The sequence below is a fragment of the Sphingomonas lacunae genome (assembly GCF_012979535.1).
Lineage (GTDB): Bacteria > Pseudomonadota > Alphaproteobacteria > Sphingomonadales > Sphingomonadaceae > Sphingopyxis > Sphingopyxis lacunae.
Map to the genome: position 1 here is coordinate 2,273,812 of NZ_CP053015.1, position 22,124 is coordinate 2,295,935.

Genomic DNA, 22,124 nt, shown 5'->3' on the forward strand with positions numbered 1-22,124 from the left:
CCAACCTTTGTATCGTCAGTTGACGGTAGCGCGGAAAACCAGCGTGCGGCCGGTACCCGGGGCAATGGTGCTGAGCGTTCCCGACACTGTACCACCAGTGAAGGTGCCGCCTGCGGTGCCGTCGGCGTTGCAGGTGGATCCGGTCAGTGTGCCGTCAAGTCGGATGGAACCGGCGCTGAACGTCAGGTTCGCCGGCAGAACGTCGCTGATCAGCACCGACGAAGCCGAAGCACCACCCGCTGCGTTCTGGACCGCGATGCAATATTGGACCACGGCGCCGGGGATAAGCCGGGGTGCAGTGGTGCCGTTGACCGGGTCGCTGACAACGGTCGAGGTCTTGGTAACCGTGAGCGTGGCGGTCGAGACGGTGAAGTCGTCTTCGTCCGAATGCGCAGCGTCACGGTTGCCGTCGGCCACACCGGCGGTGTCGCCAAAGACCGTGTCCATGACCGTGTTGGTCTGGGTGGCCGACTGGGTCAGGGCGGCGCCCTGGGTTCCGGCCGCACCGCCTTCACGACCGGTGGCGGTCAGGCGGACGTTGGCGATCGCGCCGGTGGCGAGACCTGAGGGTACGTTGCCGACCACGAACAGGCGCACGGTGGCGTCAGCGGCAAGCTCGTCAATATAGGTGACAACCGTGTCACCGGCATTGAAGGTACCGGAATTGTCGACGTCCCGGTAAATGGTCATTGTCGACAGGTTGAAGGTGTCGGTTCCGCCATGTGCTGCGGTCCCGCCCACCGTTTGCGTCGCTGTCAGGGCAAAGTCGAGCACGGCGTTCGACGTGTTGGTCAGCAGGAAGCTGGTCACGGCGTTGGTCTGGCCCGGCACCACGACGGTGGTCGAGCTGCCGTCTTCGGCGACAGTAAGGCTGATGCGACGGTCAACGACGAAGGTGTCGCTGGCCGACTGCTGCGGTTGTGCAACGCCACCGACCTGGTAATCGACGGTAGCGGTATTCAAGATCGAGGTGCCTGCGGTGGTGCCCGCTGCGAGGGCAGGAGCCGAAACCCCTGCAATCACGAGCGCGAGCGCACTGCAAGAACCAAGACGATACAGCTTGCTGGTCACTGCTGTTCTCCTTTGGTGTTTAACAAGCCGCCCGAGAAACACGCCGACGGCAGGCGCTCCGCTTCAGGAATTATTTGACGACGCCGCGGAACATCAGTCGCCCAGCCTCTCCGGCCGGAATTGGCTGGGTGAAGGCCCAGCGGACATGAGTCACTTCATCTGCCCGGGCTGGACGGCTGGTGCCGTCAGCTTCGGTCACAGTGAGTGAAGCAAGGGGCCCCCAGGTGGCGCCGCCGTCGACCGAAACGGTCGCAAAGGCATCGCTCGTGCTGTCAAAGGCGACAGCAGCGGGCAGGGGGTTGGTCACGACAAAGTCGGTCGCCGGTTGCGCACCGTTGTTCCGGTAACGCAGAACGAAAACGAGCCGGTCGCCGGGCACAACCGTGGCCGGTTCTTCGAGCGTGGTCTGGGACCGGCCCGATGGATCGGTGACGGTACGTTCCACCAGCACATCGCTGTTGATGGCAACGGCGTTGGCGGTAGCCTGGGCCGCGGCCGGAACAGCGCCGAGCGCTGCGATGGCTGCGAAGAAGGGGATAAACTTGCGGATCATGATGATGTTCCTCAGTTGATCGTGACCTGGAAGCTCACGGTGCGGGTTTCGCCGCCCGGAACCGTGCCGAGCGCGACCGAGATCGCGTTGGAGCTGAACCGGCCGGCATCATCGCCAGTGGCGTCGGTCAATGTGGTTCCGCCCAGGCGGATCGATCCGGCCACATAGGTGGTGCCGGTCGGGACCGAGTCGTTGATCACCAGATTGGGCAGGCTGCCCGATCCGGTCGTCGTTGCCACAATGCTGTAGGTGATGGTCGCGCCAGGAACGGCATCATTGCCGCCAAACGGATCAAGGACAGTGGCCGACTTCAGCAGGGAAACAGTCGCCGAAGAGACGAGATAGAAGCCGTCGTCATCGCTGTCGCCGCCTGAAGTGCCAAGGACAGCATCACTGCCGCCTTCACCAGCGCCAGCAATGGTCGTGCCGGGAGCACCGGTTCCGGTTGTTGAGGCGGCAGTCAACTTGACACCGCCGCGCGCGCCATCAGCGACTCCGGCCGGGGTTGTCGAAATGATGAAGACGGTGATGCTCTCGTCAGGGTCCAGTGTCGGATTCTGGGCCGCGCCAGTGTAGACCAGATCCTGCGACGGTTCATAAACGCCGTCACCGTCATCGATGACGATCAGGTTGACCGCGGGATCATAATTGTCCCCGCCAATGCCGCCATTAGCCGCCAGGCTGAAGGTTTCTTCGCCATTGCCGGTGTTGGTGACCTGGAAAGTCAGGATCTGCGTGGTAGCGCCGGGTGTCGTGCCGACATCCGCGCTGTCATCCCAGACCACGGTCGTGTTGATCAATTCCGCCACAGTCATACTGTGCGTGTTCGAATCAACCGTGACGGTGGAGCCACCACTGTCGTAGCTGGCCTGTGCGGTGTTGTTGATGACCGTGCCGGCACGGGTGCCGGATGCCATGGCCGTCTGCGGAACCGCGAAAGCAGCAACGCCTGCGCACAGGATGGCGAATGTGGAAAGGGTGCGCTCGGGGCGCACAAAAGCGTTCGGTGTCATCGGCGTGTCTGGTCCTTGCCGTTGCGATGGCCCGTTCTTTATCGGTGCAATGACAAAGGAATGGTTAAACCGGGTAAGAAATTTGCTGTGTTTCCGGCGTTCTGATGGTCTAACTGCCCCAAAATGCGTCAAGTTGACGTCATGCCGTCACGACGCGCAGCAAGGGAGAGGTGGTCAGTCAACTGTCTGTAAGGCATCGGCTCAGCAGTGGTGACGAGGCACCAAAGTGATGGCATAGCTGCGTCATGACGGACAGTTTCGATACTGATTCAAGGGCCGAGCCATCGATCCAAGATCGGCCAAGCATCCTTGGCGGTGACCCTCTGCGCATCCTTGTGTATCTGTCTGCAGTGGCGCTGCTTTTGGGGACACCTTTTGCCCTGAAAGCCGGTGCGGAGTTTTTTCTGCCGCTGGTGGCCGCGCTGGTCATTGCCATCGCCCTGGTCCCCGCGCTGGAGTGGCTGGAAAGGCGGGGGCTGCCGTCCGCTGTCGCCGCACTGCTCTGTGTGCTCACGTTCATTCTGCTGATCAACGGAGCTCTGGCGTTGATCATTCTCCCGGCCAGCGGCTGGTTCATCCAGTTGCCTGAAAGCCTGCCCAGAATTAGGGAAAACCTGTCACCTCTTATTGATTTTTACGCTAATCTTCAGAGGTTTGTCGATGATGCCTTGCAATCATTCGCAACAAATACAGCTGCCCAGGCACAGGCCGTAGCGGTCGAGACGCCAGGGTCGCTCATGGACTATCTGACATCATCGGCGCCATCGGCGGCGATTCAAACCTTCTTTGCCGTGTTGCTCATCTTCTTTTTCCTGTCCGGATGGACCCGGTTGCGGCGACAGGCCATCCGGAGCCGCGGCAGCTTTGACAGTGCGCTCCACACGGCGCGGATTATCCAGAATGTTGTCGATGCCACATCAGCCTATTTGACGACTATTGTCCTTATAAACGTTGGGCTGGGCCTGGCTGTCGCGCTCTTGCTGTGGGCGCTGGGCATGCCATCGCCCTTCATGTGGGGCGGGATTGTCGCACTGTGCAATTTTGTTCCCTATGTCGGTCCGATCATCGCAGCCGCCCTATTGGCGATGGGCGGATTGATGACATTTGACTCAGTGGCTCTGGCATTGATGCCAGCGTTTATCCAGATCGGCCTGCATACCGTTGAAGCAAATATCATAACGCCGATGGTCCTGGGTCGGCGTCTGACCATCAATCCACTGCTGATCCTGCTGTCATTGAGCTATTGGGGGTGGGTATGGGGTGCGCCGGGGGCGTTCCTTGCGGTGCCATTGCTGATCATTATCCAGACAATATTGTCATCTGCCGGCGAGGCAATTGTTACCAGCCCGCCGGTTCGCCCGGAACCGGGCGCGTCTGCGACAGGTGATGCAAGGCAGGAAAAATTTGCCGGAACCACAGAGGGCGGTTGACTTGCCCGGACCGACTCAATATTGGCGCGGCTCCAAGACGAACGCGGGTGTAGCTCAGTTGGTTAGAGTGCCGGCCTGTCACGCCGGAGGTCGCGGGTTCGAGCCCCGTCACTCGCGCCACTTTCCCTGATCAGCAGCGTTGATCATTCATCGGGAAAGTGGCGCAACCGCCCCGTCTCCATCCACATCAGAAGCGGTTTGAGCGGGGCGATCCATGCCACGCCTGCCAGTGCATAGATAACCACCAGCAACCAGGACGGCAGGTCGCCAAGCTGTTCGATGATGGTGATGACGCCCCAAGCATATACGCCGATGAACAACAGGATCAGCGCCATGCCGACTGGCTTGCGCCAGCTGGGTGTCGGTGTGTGATAGGGATTGTCGCTCATGGCGTGATCCATTCCTGTTCGGTGATGATGTGATCGAGCGGGATGTCCCAGGGATCACGGGGGAGAGGAGGGTGTTCCTGAACGCTCCAGGCAATGCCGATGCGGACAATTGGCGGTCGAGCGATAGCAGTGTGTTCAGGGGCTGGCAGTTGCCCAAGTGCAGCGATGGCCCGGTCATAATGTCCGCCGCCCTGACCGAGCCGGGTACCGGTGCGGTCAAATGCGACCAATGGCAGCAGGATTACATCGGGTCTGGACAGCCAAGCATCCTTGCCGGGAGCCAGCATGTTCGCCGTGTCACGGCATAGGCTGCGGCTGGGGCCGAAGGTGTAGAATCGCATCAATCCATCGGCATCGACCCGGGGATAGGCAATGGTCGCGAGTGCGCCGAGTGCCATTCGGACGACCGGTTCGGGGTCAGCCTCGCTGCCGTGGGGGAAATAGCTGGCCAGGATGGTGCCGCGATCGAGCATTTGGCCGAAGCGGTCCTCCGGCAGGGACCATTGCTTGCCGGCACGCGCCCCGAAAAAGTCACGCCGACGTTGACGTATGATCTGGCGGATGGCCTGCTTGTCGGTCAATTGGTTCATCTGCCTGCCGGGTGACGGGACCGCCTTGGCCGTTTGCTGGAATGTCCTCTGACGCCAGTAACGTCAGGTGGGGACCATATACGTCGGGCCAGGGCCCGGGCAGGGACAGCCCCCATGGATGTATTTATCGCCTCAGGGATATTCGCGAAAGCGCGCACCAGGCAGTACCCGTCGCTGAGGGAGATAGGCCTTTGGCAGGCATGACTCAAGGGGGGAAGGGAGAGGGATGCCGCTGGCGACATTGGCGCGCAGGCCAAGTTCAATCGAGCCTGGCAGCAAGTTGCGCCACCTTTTGCGCCATTTGATCCAACCGTTGCGTGGTCGCGTCAATGGCTGACACGATTTCATCGGCCTTCGCGCCTTCGGAGGAATTGGCGTTGATTGCACTATCAAGCTTATCAGCGAGGAAGAGGGCGGCGAACAAAAGCGCGCGTGTTTCAGACATGCCGGGACCGATGGCGCGGGCAGTTTCCACCTGTTCGGCAACAATGGCGCCGAGTGCCCTCAAGCGGTCTTCTTCTCCGTCGGCGCAAGCGAGCGTATAGCGCGTTCCGGCAATGCTTAGTTCAATATCAGCCATGGTGAAGGTTCATTTCCGCCGGGCTGCCCAGCATCTCATCCAGCTCGGCAATGACTGAAGCGACATCAGCCTTGAGAGCATCGTGTCGCGCCAACAGGTTGGCGTCCGCGGGGGGCGGGGCGGCGAGGTGAGCCTGCAGGCGGGCATCCAGTAAAGCGAACTGCTGCTCAAGCCGGCTCAGTGCGGTTTCGAGCCGTGTCCGCGCATCAAGGAAGGAGCCGTCATTCATCAAGCTCTTTCTTACCGGATGAGCGCGGATTGCGCAAACCCTGCGCTACCGCAACGATCGCTTGGCAATGAGGCCGCGACATTGGCGGATGCCATGGGATGGCGGAGCGAATTCATTGCCTGTGTGGGCGAAATCGGGATGGGTGCGGTTGACGGTTGGCGACAGGCACCGCAAAGGAGCGTCGCGCCGAATCATCGAGCATCAGGCTCTTTCGTCCATCTCGCGATCCCTTCGGGATCGCCCGTTCCGGCGCACTGGGAGAACCCGGATGCAGACCGATGATCGACAGCTTGCCAATGCCATCAGGGCGCTGGCCATGGATGCGGTCGAGGCGGCCAACAGTGGGCACCCAGGGATGCCAATGGGCATGGCCGACGTTGCGACCGTGCTTTATCGTGATTTCTTAAAGCATAATCCGGCTGACCCGACATGGATTGACAGGGATCGCTTCGTTCTCTCGGCCGGCCATGGCTCAATGCTGATTTATGCGCTGTTGCACCTCAGCGGATATAGCAATCCTACGATTGAGGATATTCGCAACTTCCGTCAACTTCACAGCCCATGTGCCGGACATCCCGAGAATTTTGAGCTGCCGGGTGTTGAATGCACCACCGGTCCGCTGGGACAGGGTCTGGCGATGGCGGTTGGCATGGCGATGGCCGAACGCCACCTCAATGCCGTTCACGGTGATGATCTGGTCGACCATCGCACCTGGGTGATCGCTGGCGACGGTTGCCTGATGGAAGGTATCAACCATGAGGCGATCGGTCTGGCCGGGCTGCACAAGCTGGGCAGGCTGACCGTACTTTGGGATGACAATCGCATCACTATTGACGGCGACACCGACCTGTCGACCAGCGAAGACATAAAGGCGCGCTATGCCGCGACGGGCTGGCATGTGGAAAGCTGCGACGGGCATGATCCGGCGGATATTCGCCGCGCAATCCACGCTGCCCTGGCCGACTCGCGGCCGTCGTTGATCGCCTGTCGGACGATCATCGGCTTTGGCGCGCCGAACAAGCAGGGTGGTCACAATGTGCATGGCGCTCCCCTGGGTGCTGCCGAGATCGAGGCAGCGCGCAAGGAATTGGGTTGGGATGCGGCGCCGTTCGTCATTCCGCAGGACATTGCCGCCGCTTGGCGTGAGGTGGGCAAAGCACGCGCCGACGAGCAGGCTGCGTGGGAGGCGCGCCTCGATGCCGATACGGCGCGCAAGGACTCCTTCCTGAAGCAATTTGCTCCGGTTGGCCCCCAGGCTGGTCCGGCGCTCGAAGCGCACATTGCGGCTCTGGTTGCCGATCCCAAGGCGATTGCCACGCGCAAATCATCCGAGATGGCGTTGGGCCCGTTGACCGAGGCCATACCGCAGATGATCGGCGGTTCGGCTGATTTGACCGGATCGAACAACACCAAGACCAAGGCGACAACGGCCTTTTCGCCCGATGATTATGCCGGGCGCTATGTCTATTATGGCATTCGCGAATTCGGCATGGCGGCGGCGATGAATGGCATGGCGCTGCATGGCGGTGTGGTGCCCTATGGCGGGACCTTCCTTGTCTTTTCCGACTATTGCAGGAACGCCATCCGCATGTCGGCACTGCAACGCGCCCAGGTCATTTATGTGCTGACGCACGACAGCATCGGCCTGGGCGAGGACGGCCCGACCCACCAACCCATCGAACATGTCATGTCGTTGCGCATGATCCCCAACCTCAACGTTTATCGACCTGCCGACGCAGTTGAGACGGCCGAATGCTGGGCGCTGGCGCTTGCAACCCCTGAAACCCCGTCGGTGCTGGCATTGACCCGCCAGAATTTGCCTTTGCTCCGCACAGATGCATCCGCTTCGGACAATCGATCGGCCAAGGGTGCCTATCGCCTGGTCGCCGCCAGCGCACAGCGCAAGGTTGTGCTCGTTGCCACAGGGTCTGAAGTCGAGATTGCGGCCAAAACCGCAGCGGTGCTGGAAAGCAGGGGCATAGGTGCCGATGTCGTTTCAATGCCCTGTTGGGAATTGTTCGATGCCCAGTCCGAGGCCTATCGTTCCGACCTGTTGCCAGAGAATGCCCTGATTGTTTCAATCGAAGCGGGCACGACGTTAGGATGGCAGAAACATATTGGCCGCAATGGCCTTGCAATCGGCATTGACCGCTTTGGTGCGTCAGCTCCGATTGCGGCGCTTTATGACTATTTCGGCCTGACCGCCGAGAAGATTGTACCACAGATCGAGGCCGCCCTGGCCTGACCATTTGGGGCTTGAGCCCAGATACATTGGAGGAATTCATGGCTATCAAGGTTGCCATTAACGGTTTCGGTCGCATCGGCCGCAATGTTGCCCGCGCCATTCTGGAACGCACCGATCATGACATTGAATTGGTGTCGATCAATGATCTTGCCTCGGCCACAGCCAACGCCATGCTGTTTCAGCGGGACAGCGTCCATGGACCGCTCGGTGGCACGGTTGAGGTTGATGGCAATGACCTGGTGATCAACGGCAAGCGCATTCATGTGACCGCAGAGCGCGACCCGGCCAACCTGCCGCATGGCGCGCAGGGCATCGACATTGTGTTGGAATGCACTGGTTTCTTTACTGATCGCGCGTCATGCGAAAAGCATCTTGCCGCGGGTGCCAAGAAGGTGCTGATTTCAGCACCGGGCAAGAATGTCGATTTGACCGTTGTTTTCGGGGTCAACCATGACAAGCTGGAAGCCAGCCATACCATTGTGTCGAACGCCAGCTGCACGACCAACTGCCTCGCGCCGTTCGCCAAGGTGCTGAACGATGCCATCGGTATCGAGCGCGGCCTGATGACGACGGTGCATGCCTATACAAACGACCAGAAGATCCTCGACCAGATCCATGAAGATCCGCGCCGCGCCCGTGCCGCCGCCATGTCGATGATCCCGACCACCACAGGTGCAGCCCGTGCCGTCGGCGAAGTGCTGCCCGAACTGAAGGGCAAGCTCGACGGTTCGGCGATCCGGGTGCCGACCCCGAACGTCTCGGTTGTCGACCTGACCTTCCAGCCGAAGCGCGACACGACCAAGGAAGAGGTCAACGCCCTGCTCAAGGCCGCCGCAGAAGGCCCTCTGAAGGGCGTGCTCGGCTATTCGGACGAGCCGCTGGTGTCGATCGATTATAACCACTGCCCGAACAGCTCGACCATCGACAGCCTGGAAACGGCGGTCATCGACGGCAAGCTGGTGCGCGTGCTGAGTTGGTATGACAATGAATGGGGCTTTTCCAACCGCATGGTCGATACGGCCGGCGCGATGGGCAAGCTGCTCTGATGAGCAAGGGGGCAGGGTCATTCCTGCCCCTTTTTCGTGGTGAGCGACAGGACAGACAGGGACAATTGCCAGATGACCGCATTCCGCACGATTGACGACATGGGAGACATCACCGGCCAGCGCGTGCTGGTGCGCGTTGACCTGAATGTGCCGATGGCGGATGGCAAGGTGACCGATGCGACCCGGCTCGAAGCGGCGGCGCCGACGCTCAACCAACTGGCCGCCAAGGGTGCCAAGGTGCTGGTGCTGGCGCATTTCGGTCGCCCCAAGGGCAAGCCGGTCGCCGAAATGTCGCTTCGTCAGGTGGTCGATGAACTGTCCGACGTGCTCGGCCGTCCGGTCGGCTTCCTTGATGGCTGCGCCGGCCAGTTGATCGCTGTCGAAGTCGGCAAGCTCGCCAACGGATCGGTCACGGTGCTGGAAAACACCCGCTTCCACGAGGGCGAAGAAAAGAATGATCCGGCGCTGGTCGAGCAGATGGCGAAGCTCGGCGACCTGTATGTCAACGACGCCTTTTCAGCGGCGCACCGCGCCCATGCCTCGACCGAGGGGCTGGCCCATGCGTTGCCGGCCTATGCCGGCCGGTCGATGGAAGCCGAACTGAAGGCGCTTGATGCCGCGCTTGGCAATCCTGCCCATCCGGTTGCTGCGGTGGTCGGCGGGGCAAAGGTGTCGTCCAAAATTGATGTGCTCAAGCATCTGACCGGCAAGGTCGACCATCTGATCATCGGTGGCGGTATGGCCAATACGTTCCTGGCTGCGCGCGGAGTTAGTGTCGGCAAGTCGCTGTGCGAACATGATCTGGTCGAGACGGCCAATGCGATCTTTGATGCGGCCGACAAGGCGGGTTGCACCATCCACCTCCCTTATGATGTGGTGGTGGCAAAGGAATTCGCTGCCAATCCGCCGACCCGCACGGTCAATGTCCATGAAGTCGCAGCTGACGAGATGATCCTCGACGTCGGCCCGGCAGCGGTCGAGGCGCTGGCCGATGTGCTCAAGACCTGTCGGACGCTGGTGTGGAATGGTCCCCTAGGTGCGTTTGAAACGCCGCCGTTCGACACGGCAACGGTTGCGTTGGCGCGAACGGCCGCTGCGCTTACCCGCGAAGGCTCACTGGTGTCGGTGGCTGGCGGAGGCGACACGGTGGCAGCATTGAATCATGCTGGCGCTGCTGATGATTTCACCTTTGTGTCGACGGCAGGGGGTGCCTTCCTGGAGTGGATGGAAGGGCGTGAACTGCCGGGTGTTGCTGCGCTGCTCAGCGCTGCCGACTGAGATTTAACCATTCCGCAGGAGCCTTCTCGTAACGCCCCTGCGAGGCCATTTTACGCATACGAATGCAAGAGGACTGACGACCCATGAACACAGACCAGATGACCGCCAAGATGGCCGAAGGTAACGGCTTCATTGCAGCCCTCGACCAGAGCGGCGGATCGACGCCCAAGGCTCTCAAGGGCTATGGGATCGAGGAAGACGCCTATAATGGCGATGAGGAAATGTTCGCGCTGATCCACGACATGCGCAGCCGCATCATCAGTTCGCCAGCCTTTGCAAGCGGCAAGGTGATTGGCGCCATCCTGTTCGAACGGACGATGGATGGCCATGTTGATGGCAAGCCGACCCCGGCGGCGCTGATTGAGCGCGGCGTTGTGCCGTTCATCAAGATCGACAAGGGCCTCGAGGATGAGGTGAACGGCGTCCAACTGATGAAGCCGATGCCCGAACTTGATGCGCTGCTGACCAAGGCGAAGGCTCTCGGCGTCTATGGGACCAAGGAGCGCTCGGTGATCAATTCGGCCAACCGCGAGGGCATCGCCGCCGTCGTCAAGCAGCAGTTTGAGGTTGGCGCGCAGGTGCTCGCCCATGGCATGATGCCGATGATCGAGCCAGAGGTGAACATCAAGAGTGAGACCCGCGCCGAGTGTGACACTATCCTGCTTGAGGAAATCCTCAAGAATCTTGACAGCGTGCCCGAGGGTCAGCAGGTGATGCTCAAGCTCTCGCTTCCGGTTGTGCCGGGGACATTCGATCCGCTGGTCGACCATCCCAAGGTGCTGCGCGTCGTCGCACTCTCGGGCGGCTACAAGCGTCCCGAAGCCTGCGTCGAACTGTCAAAGAACCGCGGCATCATCGCCAGCTTCAGCCGCGCCCTGCTCGAAGACCTGCGCCACCAGATGAGCGATGACGAGTTCAACGCCTCGTTGCGCGGCGCCATTGACGAAATCCACAAGGGTTCGACGGTCAAGGCTTGATCGCCTCAATCCTCCCGCCATTACTGCTTTGACTGTGATGGCGGGTGGGTTAGGGCGTGCAGCATGAGCATCAAGGATATTTTCGACGCTGACCCAGCCGAAGCGCTGGAACTGGACCCGGGTTTTGCCGAGCGCTTTGGCGACCAGCCGCGTCCCGCCTGTCAGCTGTATCTGATTTCGCCACTCGAGACGGGCGGTGATTTTCCTGCCCGGCTGGCAGAAGCGCTGGACGCCGGGCCAGTCGCTGCGTTCCAGTTCCGCGTCAAAGGTATTGACCAGCATGAGGCCGCCCGGTTGGCCGAACCGCTGCTTGCCCTCTGTCGCGAGCGGGACGTGGCGTTCATCGTCAATGATGACATGAGTCTGGCAAAACGGATCGGCGCCGATGGTGTCCATCTTGGGCAGGGCGATGGCGATCCTGCCGAAGCGCGGCGTGTGCTTGGCCCTGACGCGCAAATTGGCGTGACCTGTCACGCCAGCCGGCATCTGGCGATGGAAGCCGCCGAGGCTGGCGCGGATTATGTGGCCTTTGGCGCCTTTTTCGAGACGACGACCAAGGCAACCGAGCATCGGGCCGATGTCGCCCTGCCAGCCTGGTGGACAACCGTGTCTGATGTTCCGTGCGTGGCGATTGGCGGGATCGACGCCGGCAATTGTGCGCCGGTGGTTGCTGCCGGCGCCGATTTCATCGCTGTTTCGAGCGCAGTGTGGCAGCATCCGCAAGGACCCGGCGCGGGCGTGCGCGCGCTGCATGCGGGGATGACTGGGCCTGATGCTGCCCGACGCCATTCCCGCGAGTGACCCGGACTGGCTGGCGAGACGTTTGACTCGCTTGCATTTGCGGCCATCCACCGCTAATCGCCCGGCCTCTGGCGCGCCGATGCGTGCCCGGCTCTTTTTCCCTGTTGAACGCGCGAAGGGGTGTGACCCATGAAGATCAGCGGCGTGGACATTCGTCCCGGCAATATCCTGGAATATGAAGGCGGCATCTGGAAGGTTGCCAAGATCCAGCACACCCAGCCCGGCAAGGGCGGCGCGTTCATGCAGGTCGAGATGAAGAACCTGATCGACGGTCGCAAGACCAACGTCCGCTTCCGCAGCGCCGACACGGTCGAAAAGGTCCGTCTGGATACCAAGGATTTCCAGTTCCTTTATGCCGAGGGCGAGAGCCTCGTGTTCATGGACAAGGACAGCTATGAGCAGATTAACCTCGAGCGCGACCTGCTCGGCGATGCGGCCGACTTCCTGCAGGATGGCATGGATGTGATCCTTGAGCTTTGGGAAGAGCGCCCGATCTCGGTTGAACTGCCCGAAACCATCGAGGCGACCATTGTCGAAGCCGATGCCGTGGTGAAGGGCCAGACGGCCTCGTCGAGCTTCAAACCGGCGATCCTTGACAATGGCGTGCGCGTGATGGTGCCGCCGCACATCACCAGCGGCACGCGTATCGTGGTCAACGTCTATGACCGCGAATATGTGAAGCGCGCCGACTGATCCTGGGAAGAATGACCCCTCCCCGCCGGGGAGGGGGGAGTAATGCATATGGCCGCTCAATCCGGCGTCATCACTGTCATGGAACGCGCCGCGCGCAAGGCCGGTAACAAGCTGCGCCGCGACTTCGGCGAGGTGGAGCATCTGCAGGTCAGCCGCAAGGGGCCGGCGGATTTCGTCAGTCGGGCCGATCAACAAGCCGAGCGGACGCTGTATGACGAGTTGCTCAAGGCCAGGCCCGACTGGGGCTTCCTGATGGAAGAGGGCGGCTCGATCGATGGGCAGCCGGGCAAGCCGCGCTGGGTTATCGACCCGCTTGATGGCACCAGCAACTTTCTGCACGGCATTCCGCATTTTGCCATCTCGATCGCGGTCCAGGAGCCGCGCCCGGACGGCAGCTGGGGCGATATTGTCGCGGGTCTCGTCTATCAGCCGGTGACTGACGAAAGCTATTGGGCCGAGCGCGGGCGCGGAGCCTGGCGCCACGACCAAAGGCTGCGTGTATCGGCGCGGCGGGACCTCGCCGATGCGCTGATCGCGACCGGCGTTCCCTTTTTCGGTCATGGCGACATGCCGCAATGGACCCGGATCTTCGGAGCGGTCGCGCCCGAAGTGGCTGGCATTCGGCGCTTTGGCTCCGCCAGCCTCGACCTCGCCTGGGTCGCCGCCGGGCGGTACGATGGCTATTGGGAATCCAACCTCAAGCCGTGGGATGTTGCTGCCGGCATGTTGCTGGTCAAGGAAGCCGGAGGCTTTGTCACCGATTTCCGCGGCGGCGAGCGGGCAATGGAGCGCAGCGAGTTTCTGGCTGCCAATGATGCGTTGCATTCCAAGCTGCACAAATTGGTGGCGAGCGCACTACGCAACGTGTGATGCATAGATGACGTTACGGCATTGGTGGATTGCGCCAGCGCTGACGAATATGTGGCAATGCAGCGCAAAAAGCCGGTCTGACAGCCTTGCGATGGCACCGCTGCTGGCCTAGAAGCGCGCCAAATCGGGGGTGGCATCCGCGACTCCCCAACAGCCGAGCGAGCTCCCACGTGGTCGATCTGTCCCAATATGTGCCGATCCTGCTGTTCCTGTTTGTCGCAGTCGGATTGTCGTCGCTGTTCGTGTTTCTTCCGATGGGGGTTGCGCGCCTGACCGGGGCGCACAAGCCCGATGTAGAGAAGCTGAGCGAATATGAGTGCGGCTTTCCTGCATTTGAAGACAGTCGCGGCCAGTTTGACGTGCGGTTCTACCTCGTCGCCATCCTCTTCATCATCTTTGACCTGGAAGCTGCTTTCCTGTTCCCTTGGGCTGTCAGCCTTGAGGAAATCGGCTGGACCGGCTGGTTTACAATGATGATCTTCCTCGGCGAACTCGCGCTGGGCCTCGTCTATGCGTGGAAGAAGGGGGCTCTGGATTGGGAATGAGCAACGTGCCGAACATCATCCTTCCCGAAGGTGCCCAAATGCCCGCAGCAGGCACAGGGCCGGACCCCAAATTCTTTGCCGACCTTTCGGCTGAGGTGGATGACAAGGGGTTCCTTGTCACTTCGACCGAAGACCTGTTCAACTGGGCGCGCACCGGCTCGCTGTGGTGGATGACCTTCGGCCTCGCATGCTGTGCGGTCGAGATGATCCATGTGAACATGCCGCGGTACGACATGGAACGTTTTGGCGTTGCCCCGCGCGCTTCGCCGCGTCAGTCGGACGTGATGATTGTGGCTGGCACCTTGTGTAACAAGATGGCGCCGGCGCTGCGCAAGGTTTATGACCAGATGTCTGAACCGAAATACGTCATCTCGATGGGCAGTTGCGCCAATGGCGGGGGCTATTACCATTATAGCTACAGCGTGGTTCGCGGTTGTGACCGGATCGTGCCTGTGGACATCTATGTGCCCGGCTGTCCGCCTACCGCCGAAGCGCTGCTCTATGGCGTGATGCAGTTGCAGCGGAAGATCCGCCGTACCGGCACGGTGGAGCGTTGAGCATGGCGAGTCCGGCACCTCTTATCACGGGCAACGAAGGCGTGATCGACGCGGTCAAGGCGGCGATCGGAACTGCTTTCGTCGATGGTTTCGACAAGGTTGGTGAAGTCAGCATCACGGTCGTGCGCGAGAGCGTGGCGGATGTGCTGACGAAGCTGCGCGATGATTTTGCCTATCAGCAGTTGATGGAAATTGCCGGCGTTGACTATCCTGATCGGGCCGAGCGATTTGATGTCTGCTACCATCTGCTTAGCGTGACCAAAAACCACCGCCTGCGCATCCGCGTTACGACTGATGAGGCAACGCCGGTGCCGACTGTGACGGCTGTTTACCCCTCCGCCGGCTGGCTCGAACGCGAAGTGTTCGACATGTATGGCGTGGTTTTCGCCGGACATCCTGATTTGCGCCGGATCCTGACGGACTATGGCTTTGCCGGACATCCATTCCGCAAAGACTTCCCGCTGACCGGCTATGTCGAGTTGCGCTATTCGGAAGCTGAAAAGCGGGTCGTCTATGAACCGGTTGAACTGGCTCAGGATTTCCGCAGCTTTGACTTCATGAGTCCTTGGGAAGGCGCACATTATGTGCTGCCGGGTGATGAGAAGGCTCCGCCGCCTGCGCCTGCTGCTTCGGCACCTCCTCCGCCACCGCCTGCCCCTTCCAAGCCCGACGCGGAAGCGCCCAAGGTCCGCAAGCCTCGCGCCGCCAAGGCATCACCCGAGCCAGCGGCCGCGTCGCCTGCCAAAAAGCCACGCGCCCCGCGCAAGCCGAAGACGGAGGGCTAAGCCATGGCTGAGACCTATGAAGTCGAAATTCCTACCGGTTACGCGGAACTGACGCCCGATACGGCGCAGACGGCAGGTGACCGCGAGATCACCAACTACACGATCAACTTTGGGCCCCAGCACCCTGCGGCGCACGGCGTGCTGCGCATGGTGATGGAGTTGGACGGCGAGATCATCGAGCGGATCGACCCGCACGTCGGCCTGTTGCATCGCGGCACCGAAAAGCTGATCGAATACAAAACCTATCTGCAGGCGCTGCCCTATTTCGACCGGCTCGACTATTGTTCGCCGCTTGGCATGGAGCACAGCTATGTGCTGGCGGTCGAGAAGCTGCTCGACCTCGAAGTGCCGCTGCGCGGGCAATATCTGCGCGTGCTGTTCGCCGAACTGACCCGCATCTGCAACCATATGCTCAACATCGGTTCGCACGTCATGGACGTCGGCGCGATGACGCCCAACCTGTGGGTGTTCGAGCTGCGCGAGGATTGCCTCAACTTCTTTGAACGCGCATCGGGTGCGCGGATGCATTCGGCCTGGTTCCGCCCCGGCGGCGTGCATCAAGATGTGCCGCTGAAGCTGCTGACCGACATTGGCGAATGGTGCGAAACACGCCTCCCGCAGCTGTTTGGCGATGCGATGAGCCTCGTCATCGACAACCGCATCTTCAAACAGCGCAACGTCGACATTGCGACGGTGAGTAAGGCCGATGCGCTGGCATGGGGCTTTTCCGGCCCGATGATCCGGGGTTCCGGTATCGCCTGGGATCTGCGCAAGTCGCAGCCCTATGATGTCTATGACCGTATGGACTTCGAAATTCCGGTCGGCACGCGCGGCGATTGCTATGATCGCTTCATGGTCCGTGTTGAGGAAGTCTATCAGTCGGCGCGCATCATCAAGCAGTGCCTGAACGAGATGCCCAACGGCCCGGTCGCCAGTCTCGATCGCAAGGTGGTGCCTCCGAAGCGTGGCGAAATGAAGATGTCGATGGAAGCGCTGATCCATCACTTCAAGCTCTACACCGAAGGCTTCCACGTTCCTGCCGGCGAAGTCTATGTGGCTACCGAAAGCCCGAAGGGCGAATTTGGCGTCTATCTGGTCAGCGACGGCAGCAACAAGCCGTATCGCTGCAAGATCCGCCCGACCGCATTCAGCCATTTGCAGGCGATGGACTTCATGTCCAAGGGCCACATGCTCGCCGACGCCACCGCCATTCTCGGCGCGATGGACATTGTGTTCGGGGAGTGTGACCGGTGATCCTGCGCGAGGTCCTGATCCTGTTGGTCGTGCTGGCGGGCTTTGCCTCGGCTGTGGCCGCCTATCTGCTCGCGTTTCATGGTGAAGTGTCGTTCAAGGAAGTCGGCTCGACCAGCTTCGCCGGTCTGATCGGCGTCTATGTCGGACGCTGGTTGCAGAAGGGGCTCGCCCGTGGCTGATCGTCTCGCCATAGCGACCCAAATGATCGCGCATTATAATGCCCAGGACGCCGACGCCTATGTCGCGCTGATGACCGATGATGCCGCTGAGGCGGGGTATCGGGGGGCTGTTGTGCGCGATGGCAAGGAAGGGGTTCGGTCGGGTCTCAAGGCCATGTTCGCCGAGTTTCCGGAGAACCGCGCCGAAATCCTGACCGGCTATGCACTGGGCGAGTTTGTTGCTCTGCACGAGAAGGTGTGGCGCACGGCGGCTTCGGAGCCGTTTGAAGTGATGTCGATCTATAGTTTTGAGGGTGACAAGGTCGCCCGCGTGGAGTTTGTCCGCTGATGGCTGACGTAACCCTTCCTGATGAAGCCGAAGTGCGGGCCCGCTGGGGCAATTTCGCCTGGACGGCGGAGAATGCCACGCAGGCGGAAAAGATCATTGCCCGCTATCCCGCAGGGCGCCAGCGTTCGGCGATCATGCCGCTGCTCGACCTTGCCCAGCGGCAGGTAGGGGCGGAGACGCAGACGCAAGGCTGGCTGCCGGTGCCGGTGATCGAATATGTTGCTGCGCAGCTCGACATGCCATTCATCCGCGCGATGGAAGTCGCGACATTCTACACAATGTACAATATGGTTCCGGTCGGCCGCTATCATGTGCAGGTGTGCGGCACGACGCCGTGCATGCTGCGCGGCAGTGATGATGTGATGCAGGCGTGCAAGAACAAGGGTCTGGTGAAGGGCAAGACGACGCCTGATGGCCTGTTCACGCTGACAGAGGTCGAGTGCATGGGCAATTGCTCGTCGGCGCCGATGGTCCAGATCAACGACGACAATTACGAAGACCTGGATTACGACCGCACCATTGCGATCCTTGAGGCACTTGCCGAAGGCAAGCAGCCCAAAGCGGGGACGCAGGAGCCGGGCCGCCATACTGTCGAACCGCTGGGCGGGCCGACGACGCTGACCGCGATGGTTGACGGCAATCATGATTATCGGGGGGAATGGTGATGTCTCTCGCCGACAAGGACCGCATTTTCACCAACCTCTATGGCTATCAGGACTGGGGCCTGAAGGCGGCGCAAAAGCGTGGGGACTGGGACAAGACCAAGGACCTGCTGGCACGTGGCCCCGATGCGATCATCGAGGAGATCAAGGCTTCAGGCCTGCGCGGGCGTGGTGGGGCAGGGTTCCCGACCGGGCTCAAGTGGAGCTTCATGCCGAAGAACCCGACGCCTGAGCGCCCAAGCTTCCTCGTCATCAACGCCGATGAATCCGAGCCTGGCAGCTGCAAGGACCGCGAAATCATCCGCCATGATCCGCACAAGCTGATCGAGGGTGCGCTGGTTGCCGGGTTCGCGATGCGCGCGCGGGCGGCCTATATTTACATCCGCGGTGAATATATCCGCGAGGCCGAGACGCTGTTTGCCGCCGTGCAACAGGCCTATGATGCCGGACTGCTCGGCAAGAATGCTGCCAAGTCGGGCTATGACTTCGACGTGTTCGTCCACCGTGGCGCCGGTGCCTATATCTGCGGTGAAGAGACCGCGATGATCGAGAGCATCGAGGGCAAGAAGGGCCAGCCGCGCCTCAAGCCGCCGTTCCCGGCTGGTGCGGGGCTCTATGGTTGCCCGACGACGGTCAACAATGTCGAGAGTATCGCGGTTGTGCCGACGATATTGCGGCGCAGCGCGGCGTGGTTCTCCAGCTTTGGCCGCGAAGGGAACAAGGGCACCAAGCTGTTCCAGATCAGCGGCCATGTCGAAAAGCCGTGCGTGGTCGAAGAAGAAATGTCGATTCCGTTCAGCGAACTGATCGAGAAGCATTGTGGCGGCATTCGCGGCGGCAAGGACAATCTGTTGGCGGTCATCCCTGGTGGATCGTCGGTGCCGCTGGTGCCGGCCGACCAAATCTGGGACGCGCCGATGGACTTTGACGGGCTCAAGGCGGTGGGCTCGGGTCTCGGCACAGCAGCCGTCATCGTCATGGACAAGTCGACCGACATCGTCCGCGCGATCAGCCGCCTGTCCTACTTCTACAAGCATGAAAGCTGTGGCCAATGCACGCCGTGCCGCGAAGGCACTGGCTGGATGTGGCGGGTGATGGAACGTCTGCGCACCGGCGACGCGGACATCAGTGAAATTGACACCCTCTATCAGGTGACCAAACAGGTCGAAGGCCACACCATCTGTGCTCTGGGTGACGCAGCGGCTTGGCCGATCCAGGGCTTGCTCAAGCACTTCCGTCCCGAAATCGAGCGCCGCATTGTCGAACGCAGGGGCGGCATGATAGAGGCGGCGGAGTGAAGCTTGCGCTTCTCGCCTTGACCCTGCTTGCGGGGACTGCGCCTTTGGCGGCTCAGACGGTTGATCGTGCCGGAGGTACGACTGCGCCTTCGAGCATGGGCCGTTGGGGCGAGTTTCGTGATCGGCAGGAAGCGATGCGCCGGCAGGACGACCGACGCGATGTCGCACCGCGTTCAGCTCTGGCTGAAGGTGAGGCGCGGGCCTTTGTCCCGCAGCAGCAGGTGATCAATGCTTTTGCCCAATGCGCTTGGTCGCGCGTGCCGGAGCTTGTGAATACCGCACTGGCGACGACAATCGACACCGATGCCGAGCGCGAAGCGTTGCGCAGCGTTGCCCGGGTTGGCGGATGCAGTGACCGTCCCTTCATCAGTGGCCGCAGCGGTGAGTTTCGCGGCGGGCTCGCCGAAGCGGTGATCCATGGCGATGCCGCGCGCGGGGACCGCATACGGGCACTTGTCCCGGTCGCGCCGGTTCGGGTCGTGATGGGCACGGGCAGGGGCTTTGTGGCACGCTATGCGCAGTGTGTTGCCGCTGCTGATCCGGTGGGAGCGCTTGCGTTATTGTCGACAACCGTCGGTGCGCCGGCTGAAGCTGACGCTATTCGGGCAATGCCCGGAGCGATGACCGGCTGTATGCCGGAAGGCGCAGCCTATCGCGTCGATGTGCGCGACGTGCGCAATCATATTGCAGATGCATTGTTTCGAATGAGTGGGGTGGCCGGTGCCTAAAGTCACAGTCGACGGCATTGAAGTGGAAGTCCCCGCCGGAGCAACCGTGCTCCAGGCGTGCGAGGCCGCGGGCAAGGAAATCCCGCGCTTCTGCTATCATGAGCGTCTGTCCATTGCTGGCAATTGCCGCATGTGCCTTGTCGAAGTGTCGCCGGGGCCGCCCAAGCCGCAGGCCAGTTGCGCGCTGCCGGCCGCCGATAATCAGGTGATCCGCACCGATACGCCGATGGTTCGCCATGCACGCGAAGGCGTGATGGAATTTCTGCTTATAAACCATCCGCTCGATTGCCCGATCTGTGACCAAGGCGGCGAATGCGACCTGCAGGATCAGTCGGTGGCCTATGGCAAGGGCCACAGCCGCTATGATGAGAACAAGCGGGCGGTGACCGAAAAATATATGGGCCCCATCGTCAAAACGGTGATGACGCGTTGCATCCACTGTACCCGCTGTGTTCGCTTCTCAGAGGAAGTCGCCGGGGTGGAGAGCATCGGCGCGCTCTATCGCGGTGAGAATATGCAGATCACTTCCTATCTTGAGCAGGCGGTGAACAGCGAGCTTTCAGGCAATGTCGTAGATTTGTGCCCGGTCGGCGCGCTGACTGCCAAGCCCTATGCGTTCGAGGCGCGTCCTTGGGAGTTGACCAAGACGCCGGGCGTTGACGTGATGGATGCCGTTGGCACCAACATCCGTATCGATGCCCGCGGGCGGCAGGTGCTGCGTGTGTTGCCGCGCATCAATGATGACGTGAATGAAGAGTGGGCGCACGACAAGACCCGCCATCATATTGACGGCTTGATGAACCGGCGGCTCGACCAACCGTGGGTCCGCAAGGATGGCAAGCTGGTCGCTGCAAGCTGGGGCGAAGCGTTCGAAGCGATCAAGGCGACCAATCCCGACGGTTCGGTCGCCGCTATTGCCGGCGATCTGGTCGATTGCGAGACGATGTTTGCGGCGAAGGCGCTGGTCAAGGCGCTGGGATCCGATCTGCTCGAAGGGCGTCAGACCGGGCTGTCTTATGATGTCTCTTCGCTGTCGGCGGTGAATTTCAACACGACCATTTCCCGGGCCGAAGAGGCCGATGTCATCCTGCTAATCGGCACCAACCTGCGCTGGGAAGCGCCGCTGATCAACACCCGCATCCGCAAGGCGGTTTGGCGCAAGGGCGCGAAGGTGTTCGCCATCGGGCCGCAGGTTGACCTTACCTACAAGACCGAATGGTTGGGCGACGATGCGGCGCTGATCGCCAAGCTGCCCAAGGCAGTGACAGAGGCCTTCGCCAAGGCTGATAGGCCGATGGTGATCATGGGTGGCGGCGCGCTGGGTGTGCCGGGCGCGCATGGTGCCGCGCTGGCGCTGGTGGAGACGCTGGGCCTCGTCAAGGATGGCTGGAACGGGTTCAACGCGGTGCATATGGCGGCCAGCCGCATGGGCGGTCTGATGCTGGGCTATGCGCAACAGGGCGGCATTGCCGATGTTGTGGCTGCTGCCCCGCGCGTGACCTTCTTCCTCGGCGCGGACGAGGTCGATTTCACCAAGTTTGACAAGAGCCTGAAGGTATTTGTCGGCCATCACGGCGACAAGGGCGCCCATGCCGCCGACATCATCCTGCCGGCCGCGGCTTGGCCGGAAAAGCCGGGAACCTTCGTCAACACCGAGGGCAGGGTGCAGATGGCCGAGCGCGCCACATTCCCTCCGGGTGATGCCCGCGAAGACTGGACGATCTTCCGCGCCCTTGCCGATGTACTGGGCGTGAGCGTCGGTTTTGACAGCTATGACCAGTTGCGAGCGGCGATGGTTGCTGCGGTGCCCGCATTGGGCGTCGAGGGTGTGATAGCCGACTATGGCTGGTCGGTGCCGTCGCTCGCCGCCAAGCCGACGGGCCCGATCCCGTCGCCGATCAAGGACTTTTACCTGACCAATGCCATCGCGCGCGCGAGCGAGACGATGCAGCGTTGCTCGGCAGAACTGCTCCATGGTGAGAGCTTTGCGGAGGCCGCAGAATGAGCCAGTGGTTTGACCTCG

General features: G+C 61.4%; 25 protein-coding genes, 1 tRNA gene and 1 other RNA gene. 19 read left to right on the top strand and 8 right to left on the bottom strand.

Annotated features, from left to right (window positions below):
• Positions 1–15 precede the first annotated feature (15 nt).
• The 3 genes from GV829_RS10885 to GV829_RS10895 form a co-directional block, all read right to left on the bottom strand.
• Positions 16–1,071, bottom strand: coding sequence for a hypothetical protein (locus GV829_RS10885; protein WP_169946595.1), 1,056 nt, complete (start codon positions 1,069–1,071; stop codon positions 16–18).
• Between the two features lie 70 nt (positions 1,072–1,141).
• A complete protein-coding gene (locus tag GV829_RS10890; RefSeq protein WP_169946597.1) occupies positions 1,142–1,624 on the bottom strand; it encodes a DUF11 domain-containing protein in 483 nt (160 codons plus the stop codon).
• A gap of 11 nt (positions 1,625–1,635) precedes the next feature.
• A complete protein-coding gene (locus tag GV829_RS10895; RefSeq protein WP_169946599.1) occupies positions 1,636–2,637 on the bottom strand; it encodes a DUF11 domain-containing protein in 1,002 nt (333 codons plus the stop codon).
• 245 nt (positions 2,638–2,882) lie between these two features.
• On the opposite strand from GV829_RS10895, the gene GV829_RS10900 reads away from it, so the two are divergent.
• Together GV829_RS10900 and GV829_RS10905 are read left to right on the top strand one after the other, a co-directional pair.
• Positions 2,883–4,067: an AI-2E family transporter gene (locus GV829_RS10900; RefSeq protein WP_169946601.1), complete on the top strand. Its 1,185-nt coding sequence runs from the start codon at positions 2,883–2,885 to the stop codon at positions 4,065–4,067.
• A gap of 43 nt (positions 4,068–4,110) precedes the next feature.
• Positions 4,111–4,187, top strand: a tRNA-Asp gene (locus tag GV829_RS10905).
• Between the two features lie 23 nt (positions 4,188–4,210).
• Here GV829_RS10905 and GV829_RS10910 read toward each other — a convergent pair.
• From GV829_RS10910 to GV829_RS10925, 5 genes are all read right to left on the bottom strand, one after another.
• The gene (locus GV829_RS10910) at positions 4,211–4,456 is read right to left on the bottom strand and encodes a DUF2842 domain-containing protein (RefSeq protein ID WP_169946603.1); all 246 of its coding nucleotides are present in this window, start codon (positions 4,454–4,456) and stop codon (positions 4,211–4,213) included.
• The gene (locus GV829_RS10915; RefSeq protein WP_169946605.1) at positions 4,453–5,046 is read right to left on the bottom strand and encodes a 5-formyltetrahydrofolate cyclo-ligase; all 594 of its coding nucleotides are present in this window, start codon (positions 5,044–5,046) and stop codon (positions 4,453–4,455) included. Before GV829_RS10915 ends, GV829_RS10910 begins: the two co-directional genes overlap by 4 nt.
• A gap of 13 nt (positions 5,047–5,059) precedes the next feature.
• Positions 5,060–5,217: non-coding RNA, 6S RNA (gene ssrS / locus GV829_RS14455), on the bottom strand.
• Between the two features lie 88 nt (positions 5,218–5,305).
• Positions 5,306–5,626 (bottom strand): cell division protein ZapA, encoded by a 321-nt coding sequence (locus tag GV829_RS10920; RefSeq protein WP_169946607.1) that lies wholly within the window; start codon positions 5,624–5,626, stop codon positions 5,306–5,308.
• Positions 5,619–5,855 carry a hypothetical protein gene (locus tag GV829_RS10925; protein ID WP_169946609.1) on the bottom strand — a complete coding sequence of 79 codons (237 nt, stop codon included), beginning with the start codon at positions 5,853–5,855 and terminating at the stop codon, positions 5,619–5,621. The genes GV829_RS10920 and GV829_RS10925 overlap by 8 nt, the downstream gene beginning before the upstream one ends.
• Before the next feature lie 268 nt (positions 5,856–6,123).
• Here GV829_RS10925 and tkt point away from each other — a divergent pair, with 268 nt between their 5' ends.
• The 17 genes from tkt to nuoG all read left to right on the top strand — a co-directional run bounded on the left by tkt (position 6,124) and on the right by nuoG (position 22,106).
• Positions 6,124–8,100 carry a transketolase gene (tkt, locus tag GV829_RS10930; protein WP_169946611.1) on the top strand — a complete coding sequence of 659 codons (1,977 nt, stop codon included), beginning with the start codon at positions 6,124–6,126 and terminating at the stop codon, positions 8,098–8,100.
• 38 nt (positions 8,101–8,138) lie between these two features.
• Complete coding sequence (gene gap / locus GV829_RS10935) at positions 8,139–9,146, top strand: type I glyceraldehyde-3-phosphate dehydrogenase (protein ID WP_169946614.1); 1,008 nt, start codon at positions 8,139–8,141, stop codon at positions 9,144–9,146.
• 72 nt (positions 9,147–9,218) lie between these two features.
• Positions 9,219–10,424, top strand: a complete 1,206-nt coding sequence (locus tag GV829_RS10940) for a phosphoglycerate kinase (protein ID WP_169946616.1) — start codon at positions 9,219–9,221, stop codon at positions 10,422–10,424.
• 83 nt (positions 10,425–10,507) lie between these two features.
• The gene (locus GV829_RS10945; RefSeq protein WP_169946618.1) at positions 10,508–11,401 is read left to right on the top strand and encodes a fructose bisphosphate aldolase; all 894 of its coding nucleotides are present in this window, start codon (positions 10,508–10,510) and stop codon (positions 11,399–11,401) included.
• Positions 11,402–11,464: 63 nt separating this feature from the next.
• Entirely contained in the window at positions 11,465–12,202 is a 738-nt protein-coding gene (gene thiE / locus GV829_RS10950; protein ID WP_169946620.1) for a thiamine phosphate synthase, read from the top strand.
• 129 nt (positions 12,203–12,331) lie between these two features.
• Positions 12,332–12,895 carry an elongation factor P gene (gene efp, locus GV829_RS10955; protein WP_169946622.1) on the top strand — a complete coding sequence of 188 codons (564 nt, stop codon included), beginning with the start codon at positions 12,332–12,334 and terminating at the stop codon, positions 12,893–12,895.
• 48 nt (positions 12,896–12,943) lie between these two features.
• On the top strand, positions 12,944–13,765 hold the full coding sequence (locus GV829_RS10960) for an inositol monophosphatase family protein (protein WP_169946624.1): 822 nt from the start codon (positions 12,944–12,946) through the stop codon (positions 13,763–13,765).
• Between the two features lie 170 nt (positions 13,766–13,935).
• A complete protein-coding gene (locus GV829_RS10965; protein WP_169946626.1) occupies positions 13,936–14,310 on the top strand; it encodes an NADH-quinone oxidoreductase subunit A in 375 nt (124 codons plus the stop codon).
• A 38-nt stretch (positions 14,311–14,348) separates the two neighbouring features.
• Positions 14,349–14,867: a NuoB/complex I 20 kDa subunit family protein gene (locus GV829_RS10970; protein WP_169948257.1), complete on the top strand. Its 519-nt coding sequence runs from the start codon at positions 14,349–14,351 to the stop codon at positions 14,865–14,867.
• Positions 14,868–14,869: 2 nt separating this feature from the next.
• Entirely contained in the window at positions 14,870–15,652 is a 783-nt protein-coding gene (locus GV829_RS10975) for an NADH-quinone oxidoreductase subunit C (RefSeq protein WP_169946629.1), read from the top strand.
• A gap of 3 nt (positions 15,653–15,655) precedes the next feature.
• On the top strand, positions 15,656–16,906 hold the full coding sequence (locus GV829_RS10980; RefSeq protein WP_169946631.1) for an NADH-quinone oxidoreductase subunit D: 1,251 nt from the start codon (positions 15,656–15,658) through the stop codon (positions 16,904–16,906).
• Positions 16,903–17,085: a hypothetical protein gene (locus tag GV829_RS10985; protein WP_169946633.1), complete on the top strand. Its 183-nt coding sequence runs from the start codon at positions 16,903–16,905 to the stop codon at positions 17,083–17,085. The genes GV829_RS10980 and GV829_RS10985 overlap by 4 nt, the downstream gene beginning before the upstream one ends.
• The gene (locus GV829_RS10990; protein ID WP_169946635.1) at positions 17,045–17,413 is read left to right on the top strand and encodes a nuclear transport factor 2 family protein; all 369 of its coding nucleotides are present in this window, start codon (positions 17,045–17,047) and stop codon (positions 17,411–17,413) included. The genes GV829_RS10985 and GV829_RS10990 overlap by 41 nt, the downstream gene beginning before the upstream one ends.
• The gene (locus GV829_RS10995; protein ID WP_169946637.1) at positions 17,413–18,078 is read left to right on the top strand and encodes a complex I 24 kDa subunit family protein; all 666 of its coding nucleotides are present in this window, start codon (positions 17,413–17,415) and stop codon (positions 18,076–18,078) included. The genes GV829_RS10990 and GV829_RS10995 overlap by 1 nt, the downstream gene beginning before the upstream one ends.
• The gene (nuoF, locus tag GV829_RS11000) at positions 18,078–19,373 is read left to right on the top strand and encodes an NADH-quinone oxidoreductase subunit NuoF (RefSeq protein WP_169946639.1); all 1,296 of its coding nucleotides are present in this window, start codon (positions 18,078–18,080) and stop codon (positions 19,371–19,373) included. The genes GV829_RS10995 and nuoF overlap by 1 nt, the downstream gene beginning before the upstream one ends.
• Complete coding sequence (locus GV829_RS11005) at positions 19,370–20,101, top strand: hypothetical protein (protein WP_169946641.1); 732 nt, start codon at positions 19,370–19,372, stop codon at positions 20,099–20,101. The genes nuoF and GV829_RS11005 overlap by 4 nt, the downstream gene beginning before the upstream one ends.
• Positions 20,094–22,106: an NADH-quinone oxidoreductase subunit NuoG gene (nuoG, locus tag GV829_RS11010; protein ID WP_169946643.1), complete on the top strand. Its 2,013-nt coding sequence runs from the start codon at positions 20,094–20,096 to the stop codon at positions 22,104–22,106. The genes GV829_RS11005 and nuoG overlap by 8 nt, the downstream gene beginning before the upstream one ends.
• Positions 22,107–22,124 lie beyond the last annotated feature (18 nt).

Coding starts and splice junctions, on each gene's coding strand:
- GV829_RS10890 (WP_169946597.1), bottom strand. CDS start 1,624: ATGATCCGCAAGTTTATCCCCTTCTTCGCAGCCATCGCAGCGCTCGGC.
- GV829_RS10895 (WP_169946599.1), bottom strand. CDS start 2,637: ATGACACCGAACGCTTTTGTGCGCCCCGAGCGCACCCTTTCCACATTC.
- GV829_RS10900 (WP_169946601.1), top strand. CDS start 2,883: ATGACGGACAGTTTCGATACTGATTCAAGGGCCGAGCCATCGATCCAA.
- GV829_RS10910 (WP_169946603.1), bottom strand. CDS start 4,456: ATGAGCGACAATCCCTATCACACACCGACACCCAGCTGGCGCAAGCCA.
- GV829_RS10915 (WP_169946605.1), bottom strand. CDS start 5,046: ATGAACCAATTGACCGACAAGCAGGCCATCCGCCAGATCATACGTCAA.
- GV829_RS10920 (WP_169946607.1), bottom strand. CDS start 5,626: ATGGCTGATATTGAACTAAGCATTGCCGGAACGCGCTATACGCTCGCT.
- GV829_RS10925 (WP_169946609.1), bottom strand. CDS start 5,855: ATGAATGACGGCTCCTTCCTTGATGCGCGGACACGGCTCGAAACCGCA.
- tkt (WP_169946611.1), top strand. CDS start 6,124: ATGCAGACCGATGATCGACAGCTTGCCAATGCCATCAGGGCGCTGGCC.
- gap (WP_169946614.1), top strand. CDS start 8,139: ATGGCTATCAAGGTTGCCATTAACGGTTTCGGTCGCATCGGCCGCAAT.
- GV829_RS10940 (WP_169946616.1), top strand. CDS start 9,219: ATGACCGCATTCCGCACGATTGACGACATGGGAGACATCACCGGCCAG.
- GV829_RS10945 (WP_169946618.1), top strand. CDS start 10,508: ATGAACACAGACCAGATGACCGCCAAGATGGCCGAAGGTAACGGCTTC.
- thiE (WP_169946620.1), top strand. CDS start 11,465: ATGAGCATCAAGGATATTTTCGACGCTGACCCAGCCGAAGCGCTGGAA.
- efp (WP_169946622.1), top strand. CDS start 12,332: ATGAAGATCAGCGGCGTGGACATTCGTCCCGGCAATATCCTGGAATAT.
- GV829_RS10960 (WP_169946624.1), top strand. CDS start 12,944: ATGGCCGCTCAATCCGGCGTCATCACTGTCATGGAACGCGCCGCGCGC.
- GV829_RS10970 (WP_169948257.1), top strand. CDS start 14,349: ATGCCCGCAGCAGGCACAGGGCCGGACCCCAAATTCTTTGCCGACCTT.
- GV829_RS10975 (WP_169946629.1), top strand. CDS start 14,870: ATGGCGAGTCCGGCACCTCTTATCACGGGCAACGAAGGCGTGATCGAC.
- GV829_RS10980 (WP_169946631.1), top strand. CDS start 15,656: ATGGCTGAGACCTATGAAGTCGAAATTCCTACCGGTTACGCGGAACTG.
- GV829_RS10990 (WP_169946635.1), top strand. CDS start 17,045: ATGTCGGACGCTGGTTGCAGAAGGGGCTCGCCCGTGGCTGATCGTCTC.
- GV829_RS10995 (WP_169946637.1), top strand. CDS start 17,413: ATGGCTGACGTAACCCTTCCTGATGAAGCCGAAGTGCGGGCCCGCTGG.
- nuoF (WP_169946639.1), top strand. CDS start 18,078: ATGTCTCTCGCCGACAAGGACCGCATTTTCACCAACCTCTATGGCTAT.